Source organism: Novosphingobium sp. BL-S-21 (assembly GCF_055521655.1).
The window spans coordinates 540,847-565,936 of the sequence record NZ_CM145496.1; the positions used below are offsets into that span (position 1 = coordinate 540,847).

Genomic DNA, 25,090 nt, shown 5'->3' on the forward strand with positions numbered 1-25,090 from the left:
AGGCCGCGTATCGGCCCGCTCCGTCCCGCCACGCCTCCAGGGATGACCATGACGGGAAGCGGGCGCCCTTAATGCGATTATCGCAGATTTGCAAGCACTGTCGGGACCGCCAGTGGTCCAATCCCGATCAACCCGGATCGACCGCGTTCCAGCTATTCGACCCGGATGACGCGGTAGCCCTTCGCTGCCAGCATCGCCGGAATGCCCTCCGGCCCGGCCATGTGTGCCGCTCCGACGGCAACGAACGGACGTTTGCCCTCTCGCATGGCAGAGTCGATCCTTCCGGCCCAGTCCCGGTTGCGCCCCACGAAGAGCACCGCGCGCAGTTCCGGGTCGGCCAGCAGGCCCTTGCGCGTTTCGCGTTCGATCGCGGCCATGTCTCCCTGACGCCAGCGCTCGGCAAGATCGCCATCCGTGGCGGCGGCCTCGGTCACGACCGCGCCCAGGAGATCGCGCTGCTCGCGCTCCGGCAGGCTGTCGAACAGGCCGAGTTGCTTTGCCGCACCCTCCAGTTCGACGACGGGCTTGTTTCCTGCCGCCGCGATGACGGCCCGGTCCACGCCGTTGCGCGCCTCGTCCTCCCTGGCCCCGGCCTGGGCCAGCGTGAGGGCCGCGGCCCAAGTGTCCATCGCCGCGAAATCGCCGTCGGCATAGCCGCCTTTCGCCAGCAAGGCCGAAAGGGCAGGGCGCCTGCGTGGATCGATCCGTTGGGACAACGGCGGCTGTCCCTCGTTCCTGGCGAGGCGGGCGAACGTGGCGGCGACTTCCTTCTCGTCGGCGAGATTGGCGACTTCGACCATCACCGAGTCCGAACCTTCCAGAGCGGTCCGAACTTTCGCGGTCTGCCATTGCAGCGGAGACTTGGCACTATGAATGGTTCCGAAGAGCCAGGCGGTCTGGCCGTTCGGTCCCTCGACACGCCAGAGTGCGGGATCGGCGGGCTGGGGTTTCGGTCCGCAAGCAAAGAGCGCCAGGGCCGCCAGCAGGACGATGGTCTTGCGCATCGGCTACTGCACCCGCACTGTGCGAATGCCGTCGCGTGACAGCTGCTCCTGAACACTGCCCGCCCCGGCCAGATGCCCCGCGCCGACGGCCACGAAGACCACGCCCGGCTGAGCGAGCCGACCTTCAAGCCATTTCGCCCAGGCTTGGTTGCGGTCGGTGATGAGCACCTTGCGCATGGTCTCGTCCGATTCGTCGTCATTGAGCAGTTCGGCGAGTTCCTCGGCCCGGCCCCGTCTCCAGGCCTTGACCAGCTTGGCCACGTCTTCCTTGAGGGTAGGCAGCTGCTCCAGCACTTCGGAAAGGTAGGCCCGCTGGCTCGCTTCCGGCAAGGCGGCGAAGAGACCGATCTGGTATTCGGCAGTTTCCAGCGGATGCCGCGCCACGCCGCTGGCCTTGGCCATCGCATCGATCTGGTTCTCGACGCCCTTGGCCTGATCGTACCCGGCGGCTTTCAGCGGGATCAGAGAGAGCAGCAGCCCGGCGTACCAAGGCTCGAACTGATCAAATGAATTGACGGCAAGACCAAGATCGGAAAGACTTTTCTCCAGCCTGCCGCGCTGCGTCTCGTCCAGGCTTTCGCGCAATGTCCGGCCGTCCCGGCGGATCCCCTTCTCCGCGAAGATCGCCTGCAGGGTCTCTGGCGAATCGGTCATCGTTTCGGTGACGACCTGATCGGCCGACTGGAAAGCGCGCTTCACCGGCCCACGGAACCAGCCCAGTTCTTCGGGGAGAATGTGGATCGTGCCGAACAGGTAGATCGTCGTGTCCCGGTCGGAGATCTTCCAAAGCGCAGGTCTGGCCTCGGCAGCAGGGGCCCCCGAAGCCCTTGCCCTCTCCGACTGCGCCTCCCGCGCCGTGACCGGCGGCGCGGCCAGGAACATCAACAAGGCGGAAGCCGCCGCGAGCAGGCGGATCTTGCGGGACGGTATCATGACAGTTTTCCGAGGGAGTACGAAAGAAACGGGCGCTTGACGGAGGTTCCGTAGCGCGGGGGATAGCCTCGCGGCGCCGGGCGCGGTAGCCATAACTGTTGTTCACGCGCGGCTTGTGCGGTTGATTTGGCCGGTTCGATCCGCCAAAGGCCGCGCAACCAAGAGATTTGACGGGATTTCGATGTCGACCGCTGACAGACAGCCGCTCAGCTTCCAGGACATGATCCTGACGCTCCACAACTTCTGGAGCGCGCAGGGCTGCCTCATCCTCCAGCCCTATGACATGCGCATGGGGGCAGGTACCTTCCATCCGGCCACGACGCTTCGCGCGCTCGGCCCGGAACCCTGGAAGGCGGCCTATGTCCAGCCTTCGCGCCGTCCGACCGATGGCCGCTATGGCGAAAACCCTAACCGGCTCCAGCATTACTATCAGTATCAGGTGATCCTGAAGCCGAACCCGGACAACCTGCAGGAACTCTATCTCGCCAGCCTCGCCGCCATCGGCGTCGATCCGCTCGCGCACGATATCCGCTTCGTCGAGGACGACTGGGAAAGCCCGACCCTGGGCGCCTGGGGCCTGGGCTGGGAAGTCTGGTGTGACGGCATGGAAGTGACGCAGTTCACGTACTTCCAGCAGGTCGGCGGGTTCGACTGCAAGCCGGTCGCGGGCGAGCTGACTTACGGTCTGGAGCGTCTGGCGATGTATATCCAGGGCGTCGACCGCGTCTACGACCTGCGCTTCAATAACGAGGGCGTCAGCTATGGCGACGTGTTCCTCGCCAATGAGCAGCAGATGTCGAAGTACAACTTCGAGATCGCCGATACCGAGGCGCTTTTCGCCGGCTTCAAGGCCGCCGAAGCCGAATGCATGCGCTGCATCGAGGCGGAAATTCCGCTTGCCGCCTACGACCAGGCGATCGAGGCCAGCCATCTCTTCAACCTGCTTCAGGCGCGCGGGGTGATCTCCGTCCAGGAGCGGGCCAGCTACATCGGCCGTGTGCGCGATCTCGCCAAGGGATCGTGCGAGGCCTGGATCGACAAGAACAAGAGCGAATGGGAAGCCAAGTTCCCGGGATGGACCGTATGACCGACTTCCTTCTCGAACTGCGTTCGCAGGAAATTCCTGCCCGCATGCAGGCCGGCGCGCGCGCCGATCTGGAAAAGCTGTTCCGCAAGGAAATGGCCGCTGCCGGCGTTGCCGTGGGCGAAGTCACCGTCTGGTCCACGCCGCGCCGGCTCGCCCTGATCGCACGCGGCCTTCCGCTGGCGACCGAGGCCGTTCACGAGGAAACCAAGGGCCCTGCAACCAGCGCCCCGGACCAGGCGCTCGAAGGCTTCCTGCGCAAGACCGGCCTGACCAGGGACCAGCTCGAGGTGCGCGACCTCAAGGGCAAGGACACCTACTTCGCCGTCGTCGAAAAGCCGGGCCGCGCCGTGGCCGAGGTGCTTGCGGAGGTCGTCCCGGCCATCATCCGCAGCTTCCCCTGGCCCAAGTCGCAGCGCTGGGGCGCCGCCTCGATCTCCACGGAATCGCTCCGCTGGGTGCGGCCGCTCTCCGGCATCGTCGCGATCCTGGGCGAGGATCTTGTCGCCTGCGAAGTGGGCGGCATCGCTTCGGGATATGTGACGCTGGGTCACCGCTTCCATGCCCCCGGAGAAATCACCATCGGCGGCGCGCACGACTATGCCGACAAGCTGCACCTTGCCCATGTGCTCGTGAACCACGAGGAACGGCAGGATATCGTTCGCACCAAGGCGCGTGAGGCCGCCACCGCGGCCGGGCTTGTGCTGGTCGAGGACGAGGGGCTGGTGATCGAGAATGCGGGTCTCACGGAATGGCCGGTGCCGCTGCTCGGCCGGTTCGAAGAGGACTTCCTTGAAGTTCCGCCCGAGACGATCCAGCTGACGGCCCGCGTCAACCAGAAGTACTTCGTCTGCGAAGACACTGCAGGTTCGCTTGCCAACGCCTTCATTTGTACGGCAAATATTGTCGCCAACGATGGCGGGGCGGCTATCGTCGACGGCAATCGCAAGGTGCTGGCAGCGCGTCTCTCGGATGCGCGCTTCTTCTGGCAGCAGGATCGCAAGACCTCGCTATCGGCCCAGGCTGCAAAGCTTGCCCGCATCACCTTCCACGAAAAGCTGGGCTCCGTTGCCGACAAGGTCGATCGCGTCGCCAGGCTGGCCGAATGGCTGGCAAGCGAAGGCATCGTGCCGAACTGCGATCCGGCGCTCGCGCGTCAGGCTGCGGAATTGTCCAAGGCGGATCTCGTCACCGAGATGGTCGGAGAATTTCCAGAACTTCAAGGGCTTATGGGCGGATATTATGCCCGCGCCGAAGGTCTGCCCGATGCGGTCGCGGATGCCATCCGCGATCACTACAAGCCCGTCGGGCAAGGGGATGAAGTGCCGACGGCGCCCGTCACCGTGGCCGTGGCGCTGGCGGACAAACTCGATACGCTTCGCAGCTTCTTTGCGATCGACGAAAAGCCGACCGGGTCGAAGGATCCGTTCGCGCTGCGCCGTGCCGCTCTGGGCATCATCCGTCTCATCACTGACAATGCCCTGCGCTTCGGGGTTGCCGAGGGTGACCTGCTCGACTTCTTCGCAGACCGCCTCAAGGTCCAGCAGAAGGAAGCCGGCGTTCGTCACGACCTGATCGACGCGGTCTTCGCTCTTGGCGGCGAGGACGACCTCGTTCGCCTGCTCGCCCGGGTGCATGCCCTGCAGGGCTTCGTCTCGACCGATGACGGTGCGAACCTGCTGGCGGGCTACAAGCGCGCTGCCAACATCCTCAAGAAGGAAGACTGGCACGGCGTCGAGGGCGAGATCGCGCGCACGGGCGAGGAAGATCCGCTGGCCGGCGTCGAGGATCCCGATCTGGCCGAAGTGATTGCCGCCAAGATGGCGCACCGTCACGCCAGCGAGCAGGCCCCGGCCTATGCGGCCGAGCCTGCCGAGCAGACCCTGATCGATGCCGTTGCCGCGGCGGAAACGGAAGTCTCGCGTGCGGTTTCCTCCGAGGACTTCGCTGCGGCCATGACCGCGCTGGCGTCGCTTCGCGCACCGATCGATGCGTTCTTCGAGCACGTCACCGTCAACGATGCCGACCCGCTGAAGCGCCAGGCCCGCCTGGCCCTGCTGGACCGCTTCCGCGCCGCGGTTCACAAGGTCGCGGATTTCTCTCGCATCGAGGGCTGATCGCCGGATCAATCTGCGGGGAGCGTCATTCGCCCCTGAAAACGAAAAGGCCGGGGTATTCCCCGGCCTTTTTCTTACTTTTTCCAGCCAGATAGAGTGAGAATTTCAAACCGCTCCACGGTCCTGCCATCGTCTCCGGCGGCAGCGAAGGCCTCACGGGCGCGCGCCAGCGCTTCCTTTCCCAAGGGTGGCGGCGCATCGGCCAGGACGCCGCCGATACCCTGGGCACGGATGTCGCCAACGAGCCGCTCCAGGCTGCGGAAACCGACCTGCAAGGAGCGCTGGTCAATCACCGGGTCCGCGAAAAGCGTGCGCTGGAGCAGTTGTCCGCCCGCGCGCACGTCGACCATGGGATGGACCCGAGCGGCCGGACGTTCGCCGTCGGCGGCCAGCATGACATCGCGCAAGGTCGGCAGGCTGCCCGCTGAAAGGAAGCTGGAGATCATCATCCCGCCCGGCGCCAGGGCCTTGCGGATGTGGACCAGGGCGCCCGGCAGGTCGTTGACCGTGTCCAGCGTGCCGAGACTGGCGATGAGGTCGAAACCTTCGAATGGGTAAGGGGCTTCCTCGTCGAAGCCTTCCGCCGGTTCCACTTGCGTCACGGCGACGCCCTGCGCGTTCAGGGCCTCGGCCAGTGCGCCGGTCCAATCGCCGATGACCAGCGCACGGGCGGGCTCGAAGCGTAGGAAGGAAAGGCGCTCGAGGACGTCTTCCACCATGTCGTCGTGAAGGTACTGCGGTGCGTCGTGCTGCTTTTGGAGCGTGAGCGCGCGGCGGCGGGCGGCGAGGCGGCGGGCGGACGAGAAGATGCGGGGGGGAGCTTTGCTGGCCATGGTCGCTCCCCTGCCGCTTTGCGCCGTCCGGTGCAATCGCACTTCGTGCAATTACAGTTCGAGATGGCGGGTTAACGCCTTGTAGCTTGCAGAGCGAAATGCGGCGGCTAGCTTCGCCGCCGATGTCTCTCTTTCGTGCCTTCGATCCGCTTGTCGACCTGATCTTTCCGCCGCGATGTCCGCTGTGCGGAGCAGGGCTGAGCGCGCATGGGGGGCTTTGCGCTTCATGCTGGGGCGAACTGGCAATACCCGGAGAACCCTCATGCATCGCCTGCTCCCGGCCGTTCGGCGCCGGCATACCCGAAGGCGCGCTTTGTGCGCCTTGCCTGGGCGAGCCCCCGCGGCACGACGGCATCGCCGCGGGGACGCTCTACAACGATGCCTCGCGCAAACTCGTGCTCGCTCTGAAGCACGGCAATCGGATTTCGCACGCCCGGCTGATGGCGAGGCTGGTCAGCGCCAAGCTGGCTTTCGTGGACGAGACATGGCTGATCGTGCCCGTACCGCTCCATCGCTGGCGGATCTGGCGGCGTGGCTATAACCAGGCCGCCGAGCTGGCCCGCGAGATCGCAAGGATCACCGGGGGCGTCCTTGCCGTCGATCTGCTGGATCGCCGCAAGGCGACGCCTTCGTTGGGCGGACTGGGCAAGGCTGCGCGGCGCAAGGTCCTGTCCGGCGCCATAGCGGCGCGGCCGTCCCGGAGAGCCATGTTGAAGGGAGCGAAAGTAATTCTGGTCGACGACGTGCTGACGAGCGGCGCGACGAGCGAGGCCTGCGTATCCAGCCTCAAGCGGGCCGGAGCGGCAAAAGTCGTAATCGCCTGCTTTGCACGGGTGCTGGACGAAGCGTTGGAGCCTGTGCGCCGATCACCGAATCCGCCCGAGGTTTGAGATTTCGCCGGAGAGGGCGGCAATTACCGGGTCGCCACAAACGAAAACGCCCGGAACTTTGGGCTCCGGGCGTCCTCGTGACGAAACTGTTGAGCCCTGCAAAGCAGTTCGGCGGTCCCCCTGTCGGCCGCCTGGCCCGATCCCTCATTACCTGAAACCAGACCACCCGAAAGTTTTCCGGCCTTGTTCCCTGAACCGTGGCGCTTGTATCAGCGACCTGTGGGTCAGCAGCAGCCCCCAGCTGCAGACAGACATTCCTACGAAATCCCGGGGTTGAAAAGAGGCACGGCGAAGCTACGAGGATTTTGGTCAACGGCTGTGGTTATCGTGCAACAACCGCGTCCAATGAATTCAAATCGGAGAAATTTCCGTCATGTCCGAAGCAAGCAAGGCCGAACGCGAACTGGGCACTACTTTCCTCCCGCGATTCGATGCGCAGGGTCTGCTCATCGCCATAGCCGTCGACTCGCAGACGCGGGACATCCTGATGGTGGCCTACATGAACCAGGAAGCGCTCGAAAAGACGCTCGAAACGGGGCTCGCCCATTTCCACTCGCGCTCGCGCGGGACCTTGTGGCTGAAGGGAGAGACCTCGGGCCATTTCCTGCGTGTCGAGGACATCCGGGTGGATTGCGACCAGGATGCGCTGGAACTGCGGGTTCGGCCTGAAGGACCGGCCTGCCATACGGGGGCGCGAAGCTGCTTTTATAGGAAGTTGTCGGGCGATTCTTTGATTCGCGTTTCCGACTAAGCAGTTAGCAATCGATTGAGTAATTACAGTATAGGAAAAGCACCTCTTCCCTTAAGAACATGCACTTATCGGCCGATTTCAAAATTAACCAAAGAATCAGCATGTTCTACAGGTCACCATTGAGCGGACGGAGCGGACGGATCATCGCAATCGGCTCGCAAGACGTCTCTCGCCAATGAACTATCCCGGACGACAGGGTGCAAGGACCGTCTTCGGTCGTGCCCGTCCTACGAGAAAAATCGTTGATTGGCAGGGACTTTGGTCGGTGCTCCGTGCCCCATGCACCGGGTCGTGGCCCTGCCGGCTTCCGGGTCGCCGACTTTCGGAGGCGAACCGGGCGGAGATGGGTGGCCTTGTCAGGCGCCTGGGGCGCATGAATGGAAGGGAAGCATCAATGAAGCATAAAGCGTTGATTGCTGCCATGGTGGTGGGGCTCGTAGCAGCACCAACCGCCGCAATGGCAGATCAGAGGCCGAGCTCGTCCTCCAGCAACTTCCACACCTCGGACTCGTCCAAGAGTTCCAGCAAGAACTCCGGCTGGGGCCGGGGTGACAACTGGGGTCGCGGTAACGATCGCGGCAACGACCGTTGGGGCAAGCCCAGCTGGGGTTCGAACAAGCCCGGTTGGGGTTGGGGTAAGCCTGGTTCCGGTTGGGGCAAGCCCAACTGGGGTTGGGGCAAGCCCGGCTGGGGCTGGGGCCACGACAACGGTCACGGCCACGGACATGACAACGGTCATGGCCATGGTGGCTGGGGCGATGACGATGGCGGCAAGTCGCACGGCTGCTGAGCCGGTGATTTGACCACCGTGGCCGCCCTTCGGGGCGGCCACGGCTTTAAAGTAGTTATCCTAGAACTTCGTCGAAAAGACTGAGCATCGCGGCCCAGCTCTGACGGTCGGCGCTGGCATCGTAGCCGATGGCGGCCATGCCCCGTTCGTCGCTTCCCGGATCGGTGAAGCCATGGCGAACGCCGGAATAGGCATGGAAATGCCAGTTCGCTTCGGCACGATCCATCTCATCCCAGAAACCGACGACCTGCTCGCGCGGGACGAGGGGATCGGCGTCTCCGTGGCAGACCAGGATACGCGCTTTGACCGCGCCCGGTTCTGCGGGCGCCGCGGTCGCAAGGGTGCCGTGGAAGCTCACGGCCGCGACCAGGTCCTGTCCGCCGCGCGCCGCTTCCAGAACGGCCTGTCCGCCCATGCAGTACCCGATGCCGAGCATCGGCAGCCCCGCCGTTTCGGGGAGGCTGCGCAGGGCCGTGATGGCAGCGTCGATACGGCCGCGGTAATGTGCATTGTCCGAACGCAGCTTCTCCGCCATCGGGAAGGACGCTTCGAAGCTGGCGACAGGCTCCCCGTAGAAGTCCGAAACCAGGGTGAGGTAGCCGAGGTCCGCGAGCATCTTCGCGCGCCGTTCCATCGCCGCGTTGAAGTTGGCGATCGTCGGGAACAGGATCACGGCCGCGCGAGGCGTGGCTTCGGGACGCGCCAAATGGCCGGTCAGATCCTGACCGGCGTGGCTGTAGGCAATCGTTTCGAGCATGATTACTCCGGAAGGAAGTCCGGCACCGAGAGATAGCGCTCGCCGGTGTCGTAGTTGAAGCCGAGCACGCGGCTGCCTGCGGGCAGCTCCTTCAGCTTCTGGGCGATGGCGGCCAGCGTCGCGCCCGAGCTGATACCTACCAGCATGCCTTCCTCGGTAGCGCAGCGGCGCGCCCAATCCTTGGCATCGGCCGGGTCTACCTGGAGCGCGCCGTCGATGGACTGGGTATGGAGATTGGCAGGGACGAAGCCGGCGCCGATGCCCTGGATCGGATGGGGGCCGGGCTGCCCGCCGGAAATCACCGGGGAGAGCGTGGGTTCGACGGCATAGGCCTTGAGCGAAGGCCAGCTCTGCTTGAGGGTTTCCGCGCAGCCGGTGAGGTGGCCGCCGGTGCCGACGCCGGTAATCAGCACGTCGATCGGGCTGTCCGCGAAATCGGCCAGGATTTCCTTCGCGGTGGTCGCGACATGGACCGCGACATTGGCCGGATTTTCGAACTGCTGCGGCATCCACGAGCCGGGGATCGTGTCGAGCAGCTCCTTGGCGCGCTCGATCGAGCCCTTCATGCCCTTTTCGCGCGGGGTGAGGTCGAAGCTGGCGCCATAGGCCAGCATCAGGCGGCGACGCTCGATCGACATCGATTCGGGCATGACGAGCACGAGCTTGTAGCCCTTGACCGCCGCGACCATGGCCAGGCCGATCCCGGTATTGCCCGAAGTCGGCTCGATGATGGTGCCGCCCGGCTTCAGCGTGCCATCGGCTTCGGCGGCTTCGACCATGGCGAGCGCGATGCGGTCCTTGATCGAACCGCCGGGGTTCGTGCGCTCTGCCTTTACCCAGACTTCATGGTCCGGGAACAGGCGCGAGAGGCGAATATGCGGCGTATTCCCGATCGTGGCGAGAATGCTGTCGGCCTTCATTGTTCATGCTCCCATCGTGGTGCGAAGGTGCGGGCACGGCGGATCTCGGGAAAGCTCCAGGCCCAGATTGCGGTAATGACTATGGCAGCGCCGCCACCGAAAACAACAGCCCCGGTCGCGCCCAGCAGGGCCGCGGCCACGCCGGACTGCATCTCGCCCAGCTCGTTCGAGGCGGATATGGCGAGGCCGGAAATGGCCGAGACCCTTCCGCGCTTGTCGTCCGGGGTGCGAAGCTGGACCAGGGAACTGCGGATGAAGACCGAGATCATGTCCGCCGCACCGAGCAGCGCCAAGAAGCCCAGCGACACAGCGAAACTGCGCGAGAGGCCGAAGCCCACGGTCATGGCGCCGTAGGCCGCGACCGAGAGCAGCATCTTCACGCCCACGTTCTTGGCGAGGGGGCGGAACGAGAGCCAGACGGCGACGATAGCGGCACCGGCCGCCGTCGCGGCGCGCATCTGACCCAGGCCCTCGGGTCCGACATGGAGGATGTCGCGCGCGAATACCGGCATGAGCGCGGTCGCGCCGCCGAGCAGAACGGCGAAGAGGTCCAGCGTGATGCAGCCAAGCAGGAAGCGCTCGCGCCAGATGAAATGGAAACCGTCGACGATCTGGCGGACCGGATGGTCGCGGCGCGCGTCCTTGGGGACGGGCGGCAGGTTGCGGATGCTGGTGATGCTGAAGGCGGCCACGGCCATGAGCACGGCCGCGATCCAGTAGGGCATCGCGTGATGGCGCGCGAAGAGGAAGCCGAAGGCTGCCGGGCCGATGATGGTTCCGGCCTCGATGGCGATCGAGTTGAAAGCGATGGCGCGCGGGATCAGCGAAGTGGGCACGATGTTCGGCGCGATCGCCGTCATCGACGGGCTCACGAAGACGCGGGCGATGCCGTGGAGCGCGGCGAACAGATAGAGCACCGGCAGGCTGCGCAGATCGAGTTCGGTGATCAGGGCCAGGCCGATGGCGACCAGGATGTCCACCGACATGGCTATTCCCGCCACTTTGCGCCGGTCGAACCGGTCGGCGATGACGCCGGCTACCGGGGTCAGCAGGAAGATCGGCAGGAACTGCGCGAAGCCAAGCAGGCCGAGCTGGAACGAAGCCTCGGCAATCGACATGCCGTAAACGCTGCGGGCCACGTCGTAGAGCTGGTAGCCGATGATGACGACCATGCCGGTGGAGGCGAACACCACGGCGAAGCGGGCTAGCCAGAACTTGCGGTAATCCGCAATGCGCAGCGGGGAGGTGGGCTCTGGCAGCACGGAAGGGCTGGAAGTGTCGATGGTACTCACGGCTTGCTGCATGGCAGCATGTCAAAGCATTGCCAAGACATGCCGCTCATGCGCAGCGATAGCTTATGTTTGGGATCAATAAGTAAACCGCGCGGTGATCCGCACGTCACGCCCGGCGATGGGTACGAAGTCGCGCGTTTCCGAAGCGGCCAGGCGTCCGGTCACGTCCAGAAGGTTGTCCGCCGCGAGGATGAGCGAGAGCGGGCCCTGCTCGCCGAAGGGCCGCCAGGTGGCGCTGGCGTTGACGAGCGTGAACGCGCTCGTGGGGTTTTCATTCTCGGTCACGCGGGTCTGCCTGGCATTCCATTCCACTTCGCCGCGCAAGGTGAAGGCGGACGAATCGAATTCCACGCCGCCGCGGGCGCGCAGGGGCGGAATCCGCGGAACAGGGCCCATGTCGACGAGACGGGCATGGGTATAGTCCACGCCGCCATCGGCCTTGATCGCCTTGTCGCCGCCCCAGCGGGCGAATGTCACGCCGCCCTCGGCCTCGATGCCGCGGAAGCGGGCAGGGGCCTGGAGGTACTGATAGACCGGGAAATCCTCGATCACTTCGCCGGTCGGCACGGCGGTGATGAAGTTCGAGAAGTTCGTGCCGAACACCGTGACCGAACCGGCGATATCCCCGCCGTTGTAGCGCACGCCAGCCTCGATGCCGTCGCTCCGCTCCACCGTGAAGTTCGGATTGCCGCGCTCGTAGGACTGGGTGGCATCGTGCAGTCCGTCGACGAACAGCTCTTCAGCGGACGGAGCACGCTCGCCGTGCGAATAGTTCACCGAGAGCGTCACGGTATCGATGGGATGCCAGGCGAGGCCGGCCACGCCGGAATACTGGTCGAAATTGCGATGCTGGTCGGCCGGAACCGTGTCGATCCGGGTATTTTCGTAACGCAGTGCGCCTTCGATGTCGAATTGGCCCACTTCGAGACGCTGCAGGGTGAAGAGGGCAAGGCGGTCGGTGTTGTTGTTCGGCAGCAGCTTCTCGTCACCGGCGATGTCGAGTTGGGCCGAAGAGTATTGCACGCCGGTCGAACCGCTCCAGATCCCGCGCTTGGCCTGGTCTGCCTGAAGACGAACTTCGACGGCCTTGTTGTGGAACTGGGTGCCGATGTCGCCACCCTCGATTTCGGCATGCTCATAGTCGCCATAAGCGCCGCGCACTTCCAGCCGCTTGAGGAAGCCTTCGAGATTGAGGCCGGCGCGCAAGTCGACGCGGGTCTGGCGCAGCGAGATGCTGGTCGCGCTTGGATCGGTGGAGGGGCGCGGCGGGATGCCATAGTCGTTGGCCAGGCGCTGGACGGAAACGCCGATGTCGCCGCCGTCGTCGATGAAGGCGAGGCCGCCGCCGAGGGTCCAGCCTTCGGTGCCGCTGTTGGCGATCTTGCCGCGGCGATTGGCCTGCTGGGTCAGCGTGGCCGCGCCGGTCAGGTCCCCGGCATCGGACAGGGTGCTTGCCTGCGCCAGGGTCTCCGCGCGCAGTTCGGGCGACAGGACATAGCCGCCGACGTGGAGGTCGTCGCTGTGATAGTAGGATGCATCGAAATGGGCGACGAGGCGGCTTGCCAGCCGGACGTCGGTGGTGATGCCGCCGTTGACCATATTGGCGGCCGTGCCGAAGGATCCCAGCGCGTCCAGGGTGAAGGCCTTGTCCGGCACCTTGCGCGGAATGCGCTTGTCCACGGCATTGACCGCGCCGCCCGAAGGGTCGCTGGCATAGAGCAGGACGCGCGGGCCGTGGAGCACTTCGATGCGCTCGACATTGAGGGTATCGAGCGAGACGGCGTGGTCGGCCGAGACCGACGAGGCATCGAGCGAACCGATGCCGTCGAGCAGGACCTGGACGCGCGGACCGTCGAACCCGCGCAGGACCGGCCTTGACACACCCGGCGCGAAACCGCTGCTGGACACGCCCGGCAGGCTGGCAAGCATTTCGCCGATCTGCGGCTTGAGGTCGCGGGTCAGCGCTTCGCCTGAGAGAACGACCGGCGCGGCGATGGGATCGGCATTGCCGGAGATCAGGCGGCCGGTGACGATGATTTCCGGACCGGCTTCCTGGGGATGGCCATCGCCGTCGACAGGTGCGGTCGCTTGCGCCCCGACAGCCTGCGCGGAAGCAGGCATTGCCGCCAATATCGTGGAAAGGGCGCCGGCGGTGACCAGCAGTGCGATTCGGGCGGTTGGGAGCGTCATGGCCAACCGGCTAATTGCGAGGTTATAACATATCAATTCTGAAATGTTGCCAGCCGACGAAGCGAGCCATGAATGCGATGAAGCGAATGTTCGGCCGAAAGCAGGCGGTCGGTCTTCCGCCTCAGCGCCGGGGGCGCAAGCGAGGGTTCGGCTGAACGGTGTCCACCAGCTTCAGGAAGTCGTCGATGCGGATGATCCGTTCGAACTGGAAGCCCGCGCGTCCTTCATGCGCCCATATCAGATGAGCCTCGATCCGGCCGATCACCGGCAGGCGCATCACCAGGCGTTCCCCGCGCTCGAGCGGAAGGTCGCCCTGGGACATGAAACCCTGGGCCGAGAGATTGACGATGTGCAGATGCAGGTCGCCCAATTGGCGGTGCTCCGCAATCACCGGGTAATCGACGGGGTGCCGCGCCGCGCGACGTTTGTCGGTTACAGTGAGCTGCGCTCCTGCAGTCATCTCTATTGCCCCTGTTGTGACCGTGAGCAAGGACAGTGCATCAAAATGGCAAAGAAACGGTAAATTCGTTCGCTTTTTGCCAGTCATAGGCGGCAAAATGTGCCGCTCTTGCGTTAAAGCGCCCCGGTTACGGGAACCGGAGCGCCTTAGTTCAATCATGTTAGCAAACCATTACGTAGTTATGCACCCCTGAGAATTGCGTGCTTCTTCTTGCCTAGACTAAGCTTACGCGTTTCACCGGGACCGACTTCGATCAGGAACGCCGGATCGTCCATCAGCGCATCGTCGATCTTGACGGCGCCTTCTGCGATCTTGCGCTTGGCTTCGCCATTGGAAGCCGTGAAGCCGAGTTCGGTCAGCGCCGCGCCCAGGCGGATGCCTTCGCCGGTTACGGCCAGCGTCGGCAGGTCGTCTCCAAGCCCGCCGCCCGCGAAAGTGGTCTTCGCCGTCGCTTCCGCCGCCACTGCGGCATCCTCGCCGCGGCAGAGCCGGGTCACTTCGTTGGCCAGCACGACCTTGGCATCGTTGATCGCCGCGCCTTCGAGGGTTTCCAGGCGCGCGATCTCGTCCAGCGGCAGGTCAGTGAACAGGCGCAGGAACTTGCCAACATCGCGGTCGTCGCAGTTACGCCAGTATTGCCAGAAGTCGTAGGACGGCAGCATGTCCTCGTTCAGCCAGACCGCGCCGGAAGCGGACTTGCCCATCTTCGCGCCGTCGGCCGTGGTGAGCAGGGGCGTAGTGAGGCCGAAGACTTCCTGACCGTCCATGCGGCGGGACAGCTCGATCCCGTTGACGATATTGCCCCACTGGTCGGAGCCGCCCATCTGCAGACGAACGCCTTCGTTCCGGGAAAGATGGCGGAAGTCGTAGCCTTGCAGGATCATGTAGTTGAATTCGAGGAAGGTCATCGGCTGCTCGCGCTCCAGGCGCAGGCGCACCGAGTCGAAGGACAGCATGCGATTGACCGTGAAATGCGTGCCCACTTCCTGAAGCAGCTGGATGTAGCCGAGCTGCCCCAGCCAGTCGTGGTTGTTGACCATGACGGCATCGGTCGGCCCGTCGCCGAACTTCAGCAGGCGCGAGAAGATCGAGAAGATGCCCTCGATATTGGTGGCGATCGTCTCGTCCGAAAGCATCTTGCGGCTCTCGTCGCGGCCGGTGGGATCGCCGATGCGGGTGGTGCCGCCGCCCATGAGCACCATCGGCTTGTGGCCGGTCTGCTGCAGGCGGCGCAGCATCATGATCTGCACCAGGCTGCCGATGTGAAGCGACGCCGCCGTGGCGTCGAAGCCGATATATCCAGGCACGACCTGCTTGGCGGCAAGGGCGTCGAGACCCTCGGCGTCCGTCATCTGGTGGATGTAGCCGCGCTCTTCGAGCGTGCGGAGCAGGGAGGAATTGTAGGTCATGATGGCCCAGTGCTTCTTGGCTTGGATGGATCGGAGCCCGCGCGCCTAGCACGCGCGAGGCGCAAGATGAAGCGGTTGGTCGCCTTGCGGCGCGTTCCGGCCGAATCCGCATTGCCAGCAGGCGCGCGCGCCCTCTAGGCATGCGCGCATGGCCGAACTGACCTGCCACCCGGCACATCCCTCGCTTCTCGTCCGCTCCATCGAAACCCGCGTGATCGGGTTCGACGCCAGCTGGCTGCGTGTCCGCTGGCGCATTCTGGGCGCGGGCAAAGTCGTGGTTCCGCCATTTGCGGGCAAAGGCAGGGCGGACGACCTCTGGCAGACGACCTGCTTCGAACTGTTCCTGCGCCAGCCGGAAAGCCGCGGCTATACCGAGTTCAACCTTTCGCCTTCCGAGCGCTGGAACGCCTACGATTTCTCCGGCCGACGCGAGGGCATGATCGAGCGCCCCCTCCCGCGCGAGCCGGAATGCGCGATGCGCAAGGGCTCGGACATCGCGGTTTTCGATGCGGCCATTCCGGCAGCGGGCCTCCCGCAAGCCCCGCTTCGCTGCGGCTTCACGGCGGTGATCGAAGAGGAGGGGGGAGTGAAAAGCTACTGGTCGCTTACCCACAGCGCCGATGCGCCGGACTTCCACGATCCGGCTTGCTTCACGCTCGAGCTTGCGGCACCCACCGCCTCATGAAATTCGGTATCGATCGCCTCCTGGCAGACCCAGAACTGCGCGCGCCCCTTGAAGGCAAGCGCGTCGCGCTTGTCGCGCATCCCGCCTCCGTCACCGAGGACCTCGTCCATTCGCTTGATGCGCTGATCGCGGCGGGTATCAACGTGGCTTGCGCTTTCGGCCCGCAGCACGGACTGAAGGGCGACAAGCAGGACAACATGGTCGAGACGGCCAATGAGCTGGACCCAGTCTACGGCATTCCCGTCTACAGCCTCTACGGCGAAGTGCGCCGCCCCAGCCCGGAGATGATGGCGGGCGCCGATGTCTTCCTCTTCGACCTTCAGGACCTTGGCTGCCGCATCTACACGTTCGTGACTACGCTGCTCTACCTGCTCGAAGCTGCGGCCGAGCAGGGCAAAGCCGTATGGGTGCTGGACCGTCCCAACCCGGCGGGCCGCCCCGTGGAAGGAACGACCCTGCTGCCGGGGCAGGAAAGCTTCGTCGGTGCGGGACCGATGCCGATGCGGCACGGGCTGACCCTGGGCGAGATGGGGCTCTGGTTCGTGCGTCGCTTCGAACTCGATGTGGAATATCGCGTGATCGAGATGAGCGGATGGGAGCCGGACGGCCCCGGGTTCGGATGGCCGGAGAGCCGCATCTGGATCAATCCCAGCCCCAATGCCGCCAACCTCAACATGGCGCGTGCCTATGCGGGCACCGTCATGCTGGAAGGCGCGACGCTTTCGGAAGGACGCGGCACCACCCGGCCGCTGGAAGTACTGTTCGGAGCGCCCGATATCGACGCCAAGGCCGTCCTGTCAGCGATGCAGCGGATCGCGCCGGAATGGCTGGCCGGCTGCGCGGTTCGGGAATGCTGGTTCGAACCGACGTTCCACAAGCATGCCGGAACGCTGTGCAGCGGGCTGATGATCCATGCCGAGGGCAAGTTCTACGATCATCATGCCTTCCGGCCCTGGCGCCTCCAGGCGCTGGCATTCAAGGCCATTCGCCAACTCTATCCCGACTATCCGATCTGGCGGGACTTCCCCTACGAATACGAATTCCAGCGCCTTGCCATCGATGTGATCAACGGCGGTCCGGCGCTGCGCGAATGGGTTGACGACCCTGCCGCGCTGCCTGGCGATCTCGACCTGATCGCCGGCCGGGACGAAGCCGCCTGGAAGGCCGAAATCGCCGATCTCCTGCTTTACTGAGCAGGCGCGAGGCGGGCGGGCGCGTCGGAATAAGCGGGCGGCGGGGTCATCCTGCCGTCCAGGCTGACGAGTACGGGGCAGCCCGCCACTCGCTTGTCGAGGGCCCGGATCACTTCAGGCTGGATCATGTCCGGCTGGATCAAGGCTGATTTTCCGGGCGCAGCAGGATGCGGCGGCCGGTGTCCTGCTGCGGCGTTGGCTTGCTGGATCGTCCTATTGCAGGCGGCCTGCGCCGCATCGGCCGTTACAGGAACCTTGGCCGGGCTGGCGGCCACCGTCATCGCAGCGATCGTCGTGATCAGAACCAGCTTGTGCATAGTCACGAAGTCCTTCGTCCGTGAGCCCACCGGCGGTGTCCGCCGCTTCGACACGATGATCTGCCCGGCGCGGCAGACAGGCAAGCGCTTTCAGCCCTTCTTGCGGGTGAGCTGCTTCATCGCCGCGTCCAGCCCGTCCAGCGTCAGGGGGAACATCGCGCCGCCCATCAGGTCGCGGATCATGCGGGTCGAACTCGAATAGTTCCACTGATGCTCCGGCGCCGGATTGAGCCACACCGTTGCAGGATAAGTCTGCGCGACGCGGCCGAGCCAGACGGCGCCCGCTTCCTCGTTCATGTGCTCCACCGAACCGCCGGGATGGCTGATCTCGTAGGGGCTCATCGCGGCGTCGCCGACGAAGATCACCTTGTAGTCGTGGCCGAACTTGTGAAGCAGGTCCCAGGTCGGCGTGCGCTGCGACCAGCGGCGGCGATTGTCCTTCCACACCCCTTCGTAGAGGCAGTTGTGGAAATAGAAGAACTCCATGTTCTTGAATTCGGCACTGGCGGCGCTGAACAGCTCTTCCATCAGTTCGATATAGGGATCCATCGATCCGCCGACGTCCAGGAAGAGCAGGACCTTGACGGCATTGTGCCGCTCGGGCCGCATGCGGATGTCCAGCCAACCCTGCTTCGCGGTTCCGTGGATCGTTTCCTCAAGGTCCAGTTCCTCGGCAGCGCCTTCGCGCGCGAAGCGGCGGAGACGGCGAAGGGCGACCTTGATGTTGCGGGTGCCGAGTTCACGCGTGTTGTCGAGATTGGCGAATTCGCGCTTTTCCCAGACCTTTATGGCCCGGCCATGCCTGGCTTCGCCGCCGATGCGGATACCCTCGGGATTGTAGCCCGAATGGCCGAATGGCGAAGTGCCGTTGGTACCGATCCACTTGTTGCCGCCGGAGTGGCGTTTTTCCTGTTCCTCCAGACGCTTCTTGAGCGTCTCCATGATCTCGTCCCAGGAACCGAGCGCCTTGATCTGCTCCATCTCCTCGTCGGAGAAGTAGCGCTCGGCCACTTTGCGCAGCCAATCTTCCGGGATGGCGACAGGTGCTTGGCCATAGTCGCTGAGGGCACCTTTGAAGACCTTTTGGAACACCTGGTCGAAGCGGTCGAGCAGGCCTTCGTCCTTCACGAAAGTAGCGCGGCTGAGAAAGTAGAACGCCTCCGGGGTGCGTTCGATGACATCCCTTTCAAGCGCTTCCAGCAGCACGAGGTGCTCTTTGAGCGAGGCCGGAATGCCCGCCGCGCGCAGTTCCTCGATGAAGTTCAGCAGCATGTGCAACGCTCCCGAAGAGGCCGATCGCGCCCGGGGGCTGCCAGGCGGTGGCGCTTACTCACGTGGAGGGGGGCGGGGGCGGGGGCGGTTGGCGCGACCAGGTTTCGAGAGTCTCATCGAAAATGGCCCATTCCGGCGCGTCTTCGGTCCATATCACCGCTTCCGGCCGCAAGCCGTGACCGGCAGCAAGCGCGCCGAGGCGTATGGTCATCAGATGCGGACGCGCCGAGCTCTGCGCGTAGATCTGGGTGCCGCATTTCGGGCAGAAGTGGAACGTGAGTGTATTGCCGCTTGCCGCAGTCCAGACGGAGGATCCGAGTTCTCCATCCAGCGACACGTCCTCCACCTTGAAGATCGCGTTGTTGGTCGGACCGCCTGCCGCAAGCTGCTGGCACTGGCGGCACCAGCACTGGCGCGTGGCGATGGGCTCGCCCGAAACCGTCAGCGAGACGGCATCGCAGGCACAACTGCCGAGATAGGGAGCGCTCATGGCCTGTCAGTTCCCGCGGCGCGCCATGAAGGCGAGCCTTTCGAACAGCATGACGTCCTGTTCGTTCTTCAGCAAGGCCCCATGCAGCGGTGGGATCGCCTTGGTCGCGTCCTGGTTCTGCAATATTTCCAGCGGCATGTCCTCGCTCAAGAGGAGCTTGAGCCAGTCGAGCAGCTCGCTGGTGGAGGGCTTCTTCTTGAGGCCGGGCACTTCGCGCAGCTCGTAGAACACCTCCATCGCCCTGGTCACCAGGGTCTTCTGGATCCCGGGGAAATGCACGTCGACGATGGCCTGCATCGTCTCGCGATCGGGGAACTTGATGTAGTGGAAGAAGCAGCGGCGCAGGAAGGCGTCCGGCAGATCCTTCTCGTTGTTCGAGGTGATGACGACGACCGGCCGCTCGGCGGCGGCGACATGCTCGCCGGTTTCATAAACGTCGAACGCCATGCGGTCGAGTTCGGCCAGGAGGTCGTTGGGAAATTCGATGTCGGCCTTGTCGATCTCATCGATCAGCAGCACGGGCAGGCGAGGCGAAGTGAACGCCTCCCAGAGCTTGCCCTTGCGGATGTAGTTGTTGATATCGTGGACCCGCGCATCGCCCAGCTGCCCGTCGCGCAGGCGGCCGACCGCGTCGTATTCGTAAAGGCCCTGGTGCGCCTTGGTGGTGGACTTCACGTTCCAGGTGATCAGCGGCGCATTCATCGAGGCGGCGATCTGCTCGGCCAGCACGGTCTTGCCGGTGCCGGGCTCTCCCTTCACCAGAAGCGGGCGGCGCAACAGGACGGCGGCGTTCACGGCGACTTTGAGATCGTCCGTGGCGACGTAGCTGCTGGTGCCTTCGAAACGCTGCATGTCCTGTCCCTTCGGCGAAATCCCGGGGCAATTCCTTAACCGCCCGGTTAATCTCTAAGTTTTGCGGCGCAACATGGCAAGCACCGAGGCGCCTACCCCCACCGCGCCATGGACTTAGCCGCCGGGGCGTTGCAGACAGGCGCGATGGGGGCTGAATTCCTGAAACGTATGGATTGGTTGAACGCGCCGCGCGTCGGCGCCTATCTGCGGCTGTTTGCCGTGATCAACCTGGTCATGATCGTCTGGCTGGTGGCCACTTCGCACAACGGGGTGGATGCCAACGGCTACTTGCTCGGCAGCGATTTCATCAGCTTCTGGACGACCGGGCACATGCTGGTCGCGCATGGCAATCCCTACGACGGCGCGGCGCATATCGCGGCGCAGCGCACCTATTTCTCGGCGGAAGGCGCTTATACCGCATTCTACTATCCCCCGTCGTTCCTGCCGTTCTGCTGGCCGCTCGGCTGGCTTGCCTATTTCCCCGCGCTGGCTCTCTGGGTGGCCGCGACCGGCGCCTTCTACCTTTCTGCCGTCCGTCGCTGGTGGGCCGGAGCCGGGACGGGTCTCCCGCTCTGGCTGCTGTTTGCGGCCTTTCCCGCCGTGCCCATCGTCGTCACTCACGGACAGACGGCTTTCCTCGTGGCAGGACTGCTCGGCCTTGGCGCATGGCTGGTTCCGACCCGGCCGCTGCTGGCCGGTGCGCTGTTCGGTCTGGCGACGATCAAGCCGCAATTCGGGTTGCTGCTGCCTCTTGTCCTGCTGGCGACCGGGCAATGGCGGGTCATCGCCGCGGCCGGCGCGACGGCGATCGCGCTGGCGCTGCTGTCCGCCGGCGCGTTCGGCCCGCATGCCTGGGCGGACTGGGTGGGTGCGAGCGAGAGGGCCCAAACGGCCATGGCCTATGGCCAGATCGGCTATGGCAAGATGATGAGCCCCTTTGCGGCGCTGCGGCTGCTCGGTGCCCCCATGGCGCTGAGCTATACGGTGCAGGGCGCCGTGACGCTGGCTGCAGCGGTGCTCGTGCTCCAGGCGTCCTGGCGCCGGCAATGGTCCGCGGGACTGGCGGCGTTGATGCTGGCGGGCGCGCCCCTCGCGACGCCCTATGTCCTCGATTACGATATGGTGATCCTGGCGTTCCCCATGCTCTGGCTTGCAGGAGAGGGCCTCCGCCGCGGTTTTCGCGACTGGGAACGCTGCGCCCTGTTCCTGGCCTTCGCCGGCCCGGCACTGGCCCGGCCGCTGGCGCTCAATCTCCATTTTCCGATCATGCCGCTGGTCCTGGCATTCTTCTTCGTCATAATCTGGCGCCGAGCCGCGCCCGCTTACCAGGAGCGCGCGGCTGTCACGTCCTGAGGAAGGAACTGCCCTTTGCCAGAGCCAAAGCCCCGCATCGGCCGTAATATCGCTTTGCTGATCGACGCCGATAACGCCTCCCCCGCCAACCTCGACGCGGCGCTGACCATCCTGGGCGATCTCGGCACCGTCAATGTCCGGCGGATCTACGGCAACTGGAGCAAGCCTGCGCTCAAGGGCTGGTCGAAATTGGTCCATCGCCATGCGCTGGAACCGCAGCAACAATTCGACCTGACCAAGGGCAAGAATGCCACCGACATGAAAATGACGATCGACGCCATGGACCTGCTCTATGGCGGGCAAGTGGACGGGTTCGGCATCATGTCGAGCGACAGCGATTTCATGCCGCTTTCGATCCGCATCCGCCAGAACGGCACGCCGGTCTATGGTTTTGGTTCTTCCCGCACGCCCGAAGCCTTTCGCGAGGCTTGCACCCGCTTCATCGATCTCGACGCCTTGCCGGACAGCGACGCCGTGGAAACGGCAAACGAAACCGCCAAGCCCGCGATAGACGAAGAACTGGTCAAATTGCTCGGTGAGGCCTGGAAGGCGAGCAAACGAGACGAGCAGGGCTTCGCCAGCCTCTCCGAAGTCGGCCAGCGCGTGGCCAATCGCTCCAGCTTCGATGCCCGCAGCTACGGTTTTTCCCGATTGTCCGAACTGGTGCAGACACTTCCCAACTTCGCCACGGAAAAACGCGAGAGCGGATTGTTCCTCAAGCGCGTGCGGTGAGGGGGATCGTGGATCTTTCTCAAATTGACTTCCTCGCGGCCACGAATTTAGGCTCCGCTTGAGGGCATTTTTGCCTCTCAGGGGGACTATCGATGAAATCGAAGTATTTGGCAGGCTTTTGCCTGCTGATGGGGGCCGCGTGCGCAAGTCATGCACAATCCACGCCGTCCACGGACGCCGCGCCTCTCGCAGCGCCGCAGCACGTGGCGATCGCACTCGCGCCGGTATCGGACAATGTTCTTCGTGCGGGGATGGAAGTGCCGCTGATCACGCGCGAGGAACTGACGACCAAGAAAAAGGCTCTTCGCGTGGGGCAGCGCGTGCAGATGGAAGTGGCCGCGAATATCGAGCGGAACGGCGTTGTCGTGATACCGGCGGGAACCCCCGCCGTCGCCGAGATCACCGAAGTGCGCAACAAGGGCATGTGGGGCAAGTCCGGATACATCGGTGCCCGGGTTCTTTCGCTCCGGCTCAATGACCGAAACATCAGGCTGTCCGGCACTTTCGACGATAAAGGCGTTACCGGGACCGGGGGCGTAGTCGCTGCTGTCGCCCTCGTGCCGATCGCCGGATTCCTGACCACCGGGACCAGCGCCTTCATCGCCTCGGGATCGGCGGTCAAAGGCTTCCTTGACGAAGACGTCGCTTATGCGACCGTGGCGAAGGTGATCGAGCCGGTTGCGGTTGCGGTTCCCGCCGAACCGGCCCTGTTGGCGGCGACGCCGGTAGCGGCCAAGTAGGTCGCGATGGATCGGACTGATCGGCGCCTCAGGCGTCGATCAGTTCCGGATCGATTTCGCCCGCACGGTTCTGGATGAACATGAAGCGGTGTTCGGGATTGCGGCCCATCAGGCGGTCGACCAGGTCCTTCACCGCGGCGCGGCCCTCGTATTCGGGCGGCAAGGTAATGCGGATCAGCGAGCGACTTTCCGGCGCCATGGTGGTTTCACGCAGCTGACCGGGGTTCATCTCGCCAAGGCCCTTGAACCGGCCGACTTCCACTTTCTTGTTCTTGAAAACGGTCGCTTCCAGTTCGGCGCGGTGGGCATCGTCGCGGGCATAGGCCGAAGTCGAACCGGCAGTCAGGCGGTAAAGCGGCGGCTGCGCGAGGTAGAGGTGGCCGCGCTTCACGATGTCCGGCATCTCCTGGAAGAAGAAGGTCATCAGCAGCGTGGCGATATGTGCGCCGTCCACGTCGGCGTCGGTCATGATGATCACGCGGTCGTAGCGCAAGTTGTCGGCGTTGCAGTCCTTGCGGGTGCCGCAACCGAGCGCGAGGCCGAGATCGGCGATTTCCGAATTGCCGCGGATCTTGTCGGCCGTGGCGGATGCGACGTTGAGGATCTTGCCGCGGATCGGCAGGATCGCCTGGGTCTTGCGATTGCGCGCCTGCTTGGCCGAGCCGCCTGCCGAATCGCCTTCGACGATGAAGAGTTCGGTTTCGCCCGGGCCTTCGCCCGAACAGTCCGTCAACTTGCCGGGCAGGCGCAGCTTACGGGCATTGGTAGCCGTCTTGCGCTTGACCTCGCGCTCCGCCTTGCGGCGCAGGCGATCGTCCATACGCTCCATCACCGCGCCGAGCAGGGCCTTGCCGCGTTCGAGATTGTCGGTGAGGAAATGGTCGAAGTGATCGCGGATCGCCGCTTCCACGAGGCGCGCGGCCTCGGGGCTGGTCAGGCGGTCCTTGGTCTGGCTCTGGAACTGGGGGTCGCGGATGAAGACCGAGAGCATGACTTCGCTGCCGGTCACCACGTCGTCCGGCGTGATGTCCTTGGCCTTCTTGGCCTGGCCCACCAGGTCCGCGAAGGCGCGAATGCCCTTGGTCAGCGCGGCGCGCAGACCCTGTTCGTGCGTGCCGCCATCGGGCGTCGGGATGGTGTTGCAGTACCAGGAATAGGAACCGTCGGAATAGAGCGGCCAGGCGATCGCCCATTCGACGCGGCCCTGTTCGGAGCCGTCATCGCCGCGCGGGAAATCCTGCGTGCCTGAGAAGGCCTGCGTGGTCACGCATTCGCGCGCGCCGATCTGCTCGGCCAGGTGATCGGCCAGGCCGCCGGGGAACTGGAACGTCGCTTCTGCAGGAACGTCGTCCGAAGCCAGCGAGGGCGCGCATTTCCAGCGGATTTCCACGCCGGCAAAGAGGTAGGCCTTGGAGCGAACCAGCTTGAACAGGCGCGCCGGCTTGAACTGCTGGTCGCCGAAAATCTCGGTGTCCGGCGTGAAGCTGACGGCGGTGCCGCGGCGATTGGGCGCCGCGCCGACCTTCTGGAGCGGGCCAAGCGTCTGTCCGCGCGAGAACTCCTGCGCGAAAAGCTCCTTGTTACGGGCCACTTCGACGCGCGTGAGGCTGGAAAGGGCGTTGACCACCGAAATGCCCACGCCGTGCAAGCCGCCCGAAGTGGCATAGGCCTTGCCCGAGAACTTGCCGCCCGAGTGCAGGGTGGAAAGAATGACCTCCAGCGCCGATTTGCCGGGGAACTTGGGATGCTCGTCCACCGGGATGCCGCGGCCGTTGTCGGTGATGGTCAGGCTGTTGCCTTCGTCCAGCGTCACCTCGATGCGGTTGGCGTGTCCGGCGACGGCTTCGTCCATCGCATTGTCGAGCACTTCGGCCGCGAGATGGTGAAGCGCGCGCTCATCGGTGCCGCCGATGTACATGCCGGGACGGCGCCGGACAGGCTCCAGCCCCTCCAGCACTTCGATCGCGGAACCATCGTAGGATTCCCCGCCCGAAGACGGGAGCTTGTCGAACAGGTCATCGGACAT

24 protein-coding genes are annotated in these 25,090 nt (G+C 64.6%); 10 read left to right on the top strand and 14 right to left on the bottom strand.

Annotated elements, in window-relative coordinates; genetic code table 11:
- Positions 1–152: 152 nt before the first annotated feature.
- Both ACZ1J6_RS10955 and ACZ1J6_RS10960 read right to left on the bottom strand, forming a co-directional pair.
- Positions 153–1,004 carry a TraB/GumN family protein gene (locus ACZ1J6_RS10955; protein WP_431567973.1) on the bottom strand — a complete coding sequence of 284 codons (852 nt, stop codon included), beginning with the start codon at positions 1,002–1,004 and terminating at the stop codon, positions 153–155.
- A 3-nt stretch (positions 1,005–1,007) separates the two neighbouring features.
- Positions 1,008–1,937, bottom strand: a complete 930-nt coding sequence (locus ACZ1J6_RS10960) for a TraB/GumN family protein (protein ID WP_431567974.1) — start codon at positions 1,935–1,937, stop codon at positions 1,008–1,010.
- A gap of 181 nt (positions 1,938–2,118) precedes the next feature.
- Here ACZ1J6_RS10960 and ACZ1J6_RS10965 point away from each other — a divergent pair, with 181 nt between their 5' ends.
- Entirely contained in the window at positions 2,119–3,024 is a 906-nt protein-coding gene (locus ACZ1J6_RS10965) for a glycine--tRNA ligase subunit alpha (RefSeq protein WP_314465183.1), read from the top strand.
- Positions 3,021–5,138 (top strand): glycine--tRNA ligase subunit beta, encoded by a 2,118-nt coding sequence (gene glyS, locus ACZ1J6_RS10970; RefSeq protein WP_431567975.1) that lies wholly within the window; start codon positions 3,021–3,023, stop codon positions 5,136–5,138. The genes ACZ1J6_RS10965 and glyS overlap by 4 nt, the downstream gene beginning before the upstream one ends.
- 74 nt (positions 5,139–5,212) lie before the next feature.
- Here glyS and ACZ1J6_RS10975 read toward each other — a convergent pair whose 3' ends face one another.
- Positions 5,213–5,971, bottom strand: a complete 759-nt coding sequence (locus tag ACZ1J6_RS10975; RefSeq protein ID WP_431567976.1) for a methyltransferase domain-containing protein — start codon at positions 5,969–5,971, stop codon at positions 5,213–5,215.
- Positions 5,972–6,093: 122 nt separating this feature from the next.
- Between ACZ1J6_RS10975 and ACZ1J6_RS10980 the strand changes: the two genes are divergently transcribed.
- From ACZ1J6_RS10980 to ACZ1J6_RS10990, 3 genes are all read left to right on the top strand, one after another.
- Entirely contained in the window at positions 6,094–6,861 is a 768-nt protein-coding gene (locus tag ACZ1J6_RS10980; protein ID WP_431567977.1) for a ComF family protein, read from the top strand.
- A 373-nt stretch (positions 6,862–7,234) separates the two neighbouring features.
- On the top strand, positions 7,235–7,612 hold the full coding sequence (gene hisI / locus ACZ1J6_RS10985; RefSeq protein WP_132262681.1) for a phosphoribosyl-AMP cyclohydrolase: 378 nt from the start codon (positions 7,235–7,237) through the stop codon (positions 7,610–7,612).
- A 457-nt stretch (positions 7,613–8,069) separates the two neighbouring features.
- Positions 8,070–8,402, top strand: coding sequence for a hypothetical protein (locus ACZ1J6_RS10990; protein ID WP_166675157.1), 333 nt, complete (start codon positions 8,070–8,072; stop codon positions 8,400–8,402).
- Between the two features lie 55 nt (positions 8,403–8,457).
- Here ACZ1J6_RS10990 and ACZ1J6_RS10995 read toward each other — a convergent pair whose 3' ends face one another.
- The 6 genes from ACZ1J6_RS10995 to tyrS all read right to left on the bottom strand — a co-directional run bounded on the left by ACZ1J6_RS10995 (position 8,458) and on the right by tyrS (position 15,430).
- Positions 8,458–9,159: a dienelactone hydrolase family protein gene (locus ACZ1J6_RS10995; RefSeq protein WP_431568625.1), complete on the bottom strand. Its 702-nt coding sequence runs from the start codon at positions 9,157–9,159 to the stop codon at positions 8,458–8,460.
- A gap of 2 nt (positions 9,160–9,161) precedes the next feature.
- A complete protein-coding gene (gene cysK, locus ACZ1J6_RS11000) occupies positions 9,162–10,079 on the bottom strand; it encodes a cysteine synthase A (protein ID WP_132262685.1) in 918 nt (305 codons plus the stop codon).
- Positions 10,076–11,383 carry an MFS transporter gene (locus ACZ1J6_RS11005; protein ID WP_132262687.1) on the bottom strand — a complete coding sequence of 436 codons (1,308 nt, stop codon included), beginning with the start codon at positions 11,381–11,383 and terminating at the stop codon, positions 10,076–10,078. The genes cysK and ACZ1J6_RS11005 overlap by 4 nt, the downstream gene beginning before the upstream one ends.
- A 63-nt stretch (positions 11,384–11,446) precedes the next feature.
- Complete coding sequence (locus tag ACZ1J6_RS11010; protein WP_465128088.1) at positions 11,447–13,492, bottom strand: TonB-dependent receptor; 2,046 nt, start codon at positions 13,490–13,492, stop codon at positions 11,447–11,449.
- A 190-nt stretch (positions 13,493–13,682) separates the two neighbouring features.
- Positions 13,683–14,021: a PilZ domain-containing protein gene (locus tag ACZ1J6_RS11015; protein ID WP_132264087.1), complete on the bottom strand. Its 339-nt coding sequence runs from the start codon at positions 14,019–14,021 to the stop codon at positions 13,683–13,685.
- 179 nt (positions 14,022–14,200) lie between these two features.
- Positions 14,201–15,430, bottom strand: coding sequence for a tyrosine--tRNA ligase (tyrS, locus tag ACZ1J6_RS11020; RefSeq protein WP_431568623.1), 1,230 nt, complete (start codon positions 15,428–15,430; stop codon positions 14,201–14,203).
- A 148-nt stretch (positions 15,431–15,578) separates the two neighbouring features.
- Between tyrS and ACZ1J6_RS11025 the strand changes: the two genes are divergently transcribed.
- Together ACZ1J6_RS11025 and ACZ1J6_RS11030 are read left to right on the top strand one after the other, a co-directional pair.
- On the top strand, positions 15,579–16,115 hold the full coding sequence (locus ACZ1J6_RS11025; protein WP_132262693.1) for a DOMON-like domain-containing protein: 537 nt from the start codon (positions 15,579–15,581) through the stop codon (positions 16,113–16,115).
- Positions 16,112–17,308, top strand: a complete 1,197-nt coding sequence (locus ACZ1J6_RS11030) for an exo-beta-N-acetylmuramidase NamZ family protein (RefSeq protein WP_431568622.1) — start codon at positions 16,112–16,114, stop codon at positions 17,306–17,308. The genes ACZ1J6_RS11025 and ACZ1J6_RS11030 overlap by 4 nt, the downstream gene beginning before the upstream one ends.
- Here the strand turns inward: ACZ1J6_RS11030 and ACZ1J6_RS11035 are convergent.
- The 4 genes from ACZ1J6_RS11035 to ACZ1J6_RS11050 are packed head-to-tail and all read right to left on the bottom strand — an operon-like array spanning position 17,302 to position 20,239.
- The gene (locus ACZ1J6_RS11035; RefSeq protein WP_431568621.1) at positions 17,302–17,709 is read right to left on the bottom strand and encodes a hypothetical protein; all 408 of its coding nucleotides are present in this window, start codon (positions 17,707–17,709) and stop codon (positions 17,302–17,304) included. The two genes, ACZ1J6_RS11030 and ACZ1J6_RS11035, sit on opposite strands and share 7 nt — an antisense overlap.
- A gap of 6 nt (positions 17,710–17,715) precedes the next feature.
- Positions 17,716–18,897 carry a vWA domain-containing protein gene (locus ACZ1J6_RS11040; protein ID WP_314465210.1) on the bottom strand — a complete coding sequence of 394 codons (1,182 nt, stop codon included), beginning with the start codon at positions 18,895–18,897 and terminating at the stop codon, positions 17,716–17,718.
- Between the two features lie 58 nt (positions 18,898–18,955).
- Entirely contained in the window at positions 18,956–19,387 is a 432-nt protein-coding gene (locus tag ACZ1J6_RS11045) for a GFA family protein (protein WP_431568620.1), read from the bottom strand.
- Between the two features lie 6 nt (positions 19,388–19,393).
- Positions 19,394–20,239, bottom strand: coding sequence for an AAA family ATPase (locus tag ACZ1J6_RS11050; protein ID WP_314465214.1), 846 nt, complete (start codon positions 20,237–20,239; stop codon positions 19,394–19,396).
- Between the two features lie 168 nt (positions 20,240–20,407).
- On the opposite strand from ACZ1J6_RS11050, the gene ACZ1J6_RS11055 reads away from it, so the two are divergent.
- The 3 genes from ACZ1J6_RS11055 to ACZ1J6_RS11065 all read left to right on the top strand — a co-directional run bounded on the left by ACZ1J6_RS11055 (position 20,408) and on the right by ACZ1J6_RS11065 (position 23,064).
- Positions 20,408–21,592 (top strand): glycosyltransferase family 87 protein, encoded by a 1,185-nt coding sequence (locus ACZ1J6_RS11055; protein ID WP_431568619.1) that lies wholly within the window; start codon positions 20,408–20,410, stop codon positions 21,590–21,592.
- Positions 21,593–21,607: 15 nt separating this feature from the next.
- Positions 21,608–22,324: an NYN domain-containing protein gene (locus tag ACZ1J6_RS11060; RefSeq protein WP_132262707.1), complete on the top strand. Its 717-nt coding sequence runs from the start codon at positions 21,608–21,610 to the stop codon at positions 22,322–22,324.
- A 203-nt stretch (positions 22,325–22,527) separates the two neighbouring features.
- A complete protein-coding gene (locus ACZ1J6_RS11065) occupies positions 22,528–23,064 on the top strand; it encodes a hypothetical protein (protein ID WP_465128089.1) in 537 nt (178 codons plus the stop codon).
- 28 nt (positions 23,065–23,092) lie between these two features.
- Here the strand turns inward: ACZ1J6_RS11065 and parE are convergent, their stop codons facing one another.
- Positions 23,093–25,090 (bottom strand): DNA topoisomerase IV subunit B, encoded by a 1,998-nt coding sequence (parE, locus tag ACZ1J6_RS11070; RefSeq protein ID WP_431568617.1) that lies wholly within the window; start codon positions 25,088–25,090, stop codon positions 23,093–23,095.

What these genes read in the sequence shown, in the direction of transcription:
- ACZ1J6_RS10955 (WP_431567973.1), bottom strand. Translation starts at nt 1,004, where the DNA reads ATGCGCAAGACCATCGTCCTGCTGGCGGCCCTGGCGCTCTTTGCTTGC.
- ACZ1J6_RS10960 (WP_431567974.1), bottom strand. Translation starts at nt 1,937, where the DNA reads ATGATACCGTCCCGCAAGATCCGCCTGCTCGCGGCGGCTTCCGCCTTG.
- ACZ1J6_RS10965 (WP_314465183.1), top strand. Translation starts at nt 2,119, where the DNA reads ATGTCGACCGCTGACAGACAGCCGCTCAGCTTCCAGGACATGATCCTG.
- glyS (WP_431567975.1), top strand. Translation starts at nt 3,021, where the DNA reads ATGACCGACTTCCTTCTCGAACTGCGTTCGCAGGAAATTCCTGCCCGC.
- ACZ1J6_RS10975 (WP_431567976.1), bottom strand. Translation starts at nt 5,971, where the DNA reads ATGGCCAGCAAAGCTCCCCCCCGCATCTTCTCGTCCGCCCGCCGCCTC.
- ACZ1J6_RS10980 (WP_431567977.1), top strand. Translation starts at nt 6,094, where the DNA reads ATGTCTCTCTTTCGTGCCTTCGATCCGCTTGTCGACCTGATCTTTCCG.
- hisI (WP_132262681.1), top strand. Translation starts at nt 7,235, where the DNA reads ATGTCCGAAGCAAGCAAGGCCGAACGCGAACTGGGCACTACTTTCCTC.
- ACZ1J6_RS10990 (WP_166675157.1), top strand. Translation starts at nt 8,070, where the DNA reads ATGGCAGATCAGAGGCCGAGCTCGTCCTCCAGCAACTTCCACACCTCG.
- ACZ1J6_RS10995 (WP_431568625.1), bottom strand. Translation starts at nt 9,159, where the DNA reads ATGCTCGAAACGATTGCCTACAGCCACGCCGGTCAGGATCTGACCGGC.
- cysK (WP_132262685.1), bottom strand. Translation starts at nt 10,079, where the DNA reads ATGAAGGCCGACAGCATTCTCGCCACGATCGGGAATACGCCGCATATT.
- ACZ1J6_RS11005 (WP_132262687.1), bottom strand. Translation starts at nt 11,383, where the DNA reads ATGCAGCAAGCCGTGAGTACCATCGACACTTCCAGCCCTTCCGTGCTG.
- ACZ1J6_RS11010 (WP_465128088.1), bottom strand. Translation starts at nt 13,492, where the DNA reads ATGCCTGCTTCCGCGCAGGCTGTCGGGGCGCAAGCGACCGCACCTGTC.
- ACZ1J6_RS11015 (WP_132264087.1), bottom strand. Translation starts at nt 14,021, where the DNA reads ATGACTGCAGGAGCGCAGCTCACTGTAACCGACAAACGTCGCGCGGCG.
- tyrS (WP_431568623.1), bottom strand. Translation starts at nt 15,430, where the DNA reads ATGACCTACAATTCCTCCCTGCTCCGCACGCTCGAAGAGCGCGGCTAC.
- ACZ1J6_RS11025 (WP_132262693.1), top strand. Translation starts at nt 15,579, where the DNA reads ATGGCCGAACTGACCTGCCACCCGGCACATCCCTCGCTTCTCGTCCGC.
- ACZ1J6_RS11030 (WP_431568622.1), top strand. Translation starts at nt 16,112, where the DNA reads ATGAAATTCGGTATCGATCGCCTCCTGGCAGACCCAGAACTGCGCGCG.
- ACZ1J6_RS11040 (WP_314465210.1), bottom strand. Translation starts at nt 18,897, where the DNA reads ATGCTGCTGAACTTCATCGAGGAACTGCGCGCGGCGGGCATTCCGGCC.
- ACZ1J6_RS11045 (WP_431568620.1), bottom strand. Translation starts at nt 19,387, where the DNA reads ATGAGCGCTCCCTATCTCGGCAGTTGTGCCTGCGATGCCGTCTCGCTG.
- ACZ1J6_RS11050 (WP_314465214.1), bottom strand. Translation starts at nt 20,239, where the DNA reads ATGCAGCGTTTCGAAGGCACCAGCAGCTACGTCGCCACGGACGATCTC.
- ACZ1J6_RS11055 (WP_431568619.1), top strand. Translation starts at nt 20,408, where the DNA reads ATGGATTGGTTGAACGCGCCGCGCGTCGGCGCCTATCTGCGGCTGTTT.
- parE (WP_431568617.1), bottom strand. Translation starts at nt 25,090, where the DNA reads ATGTCCGATGACCTGTTCGACAAGCTCCCGTCTTCGGGCGGGGAATCC.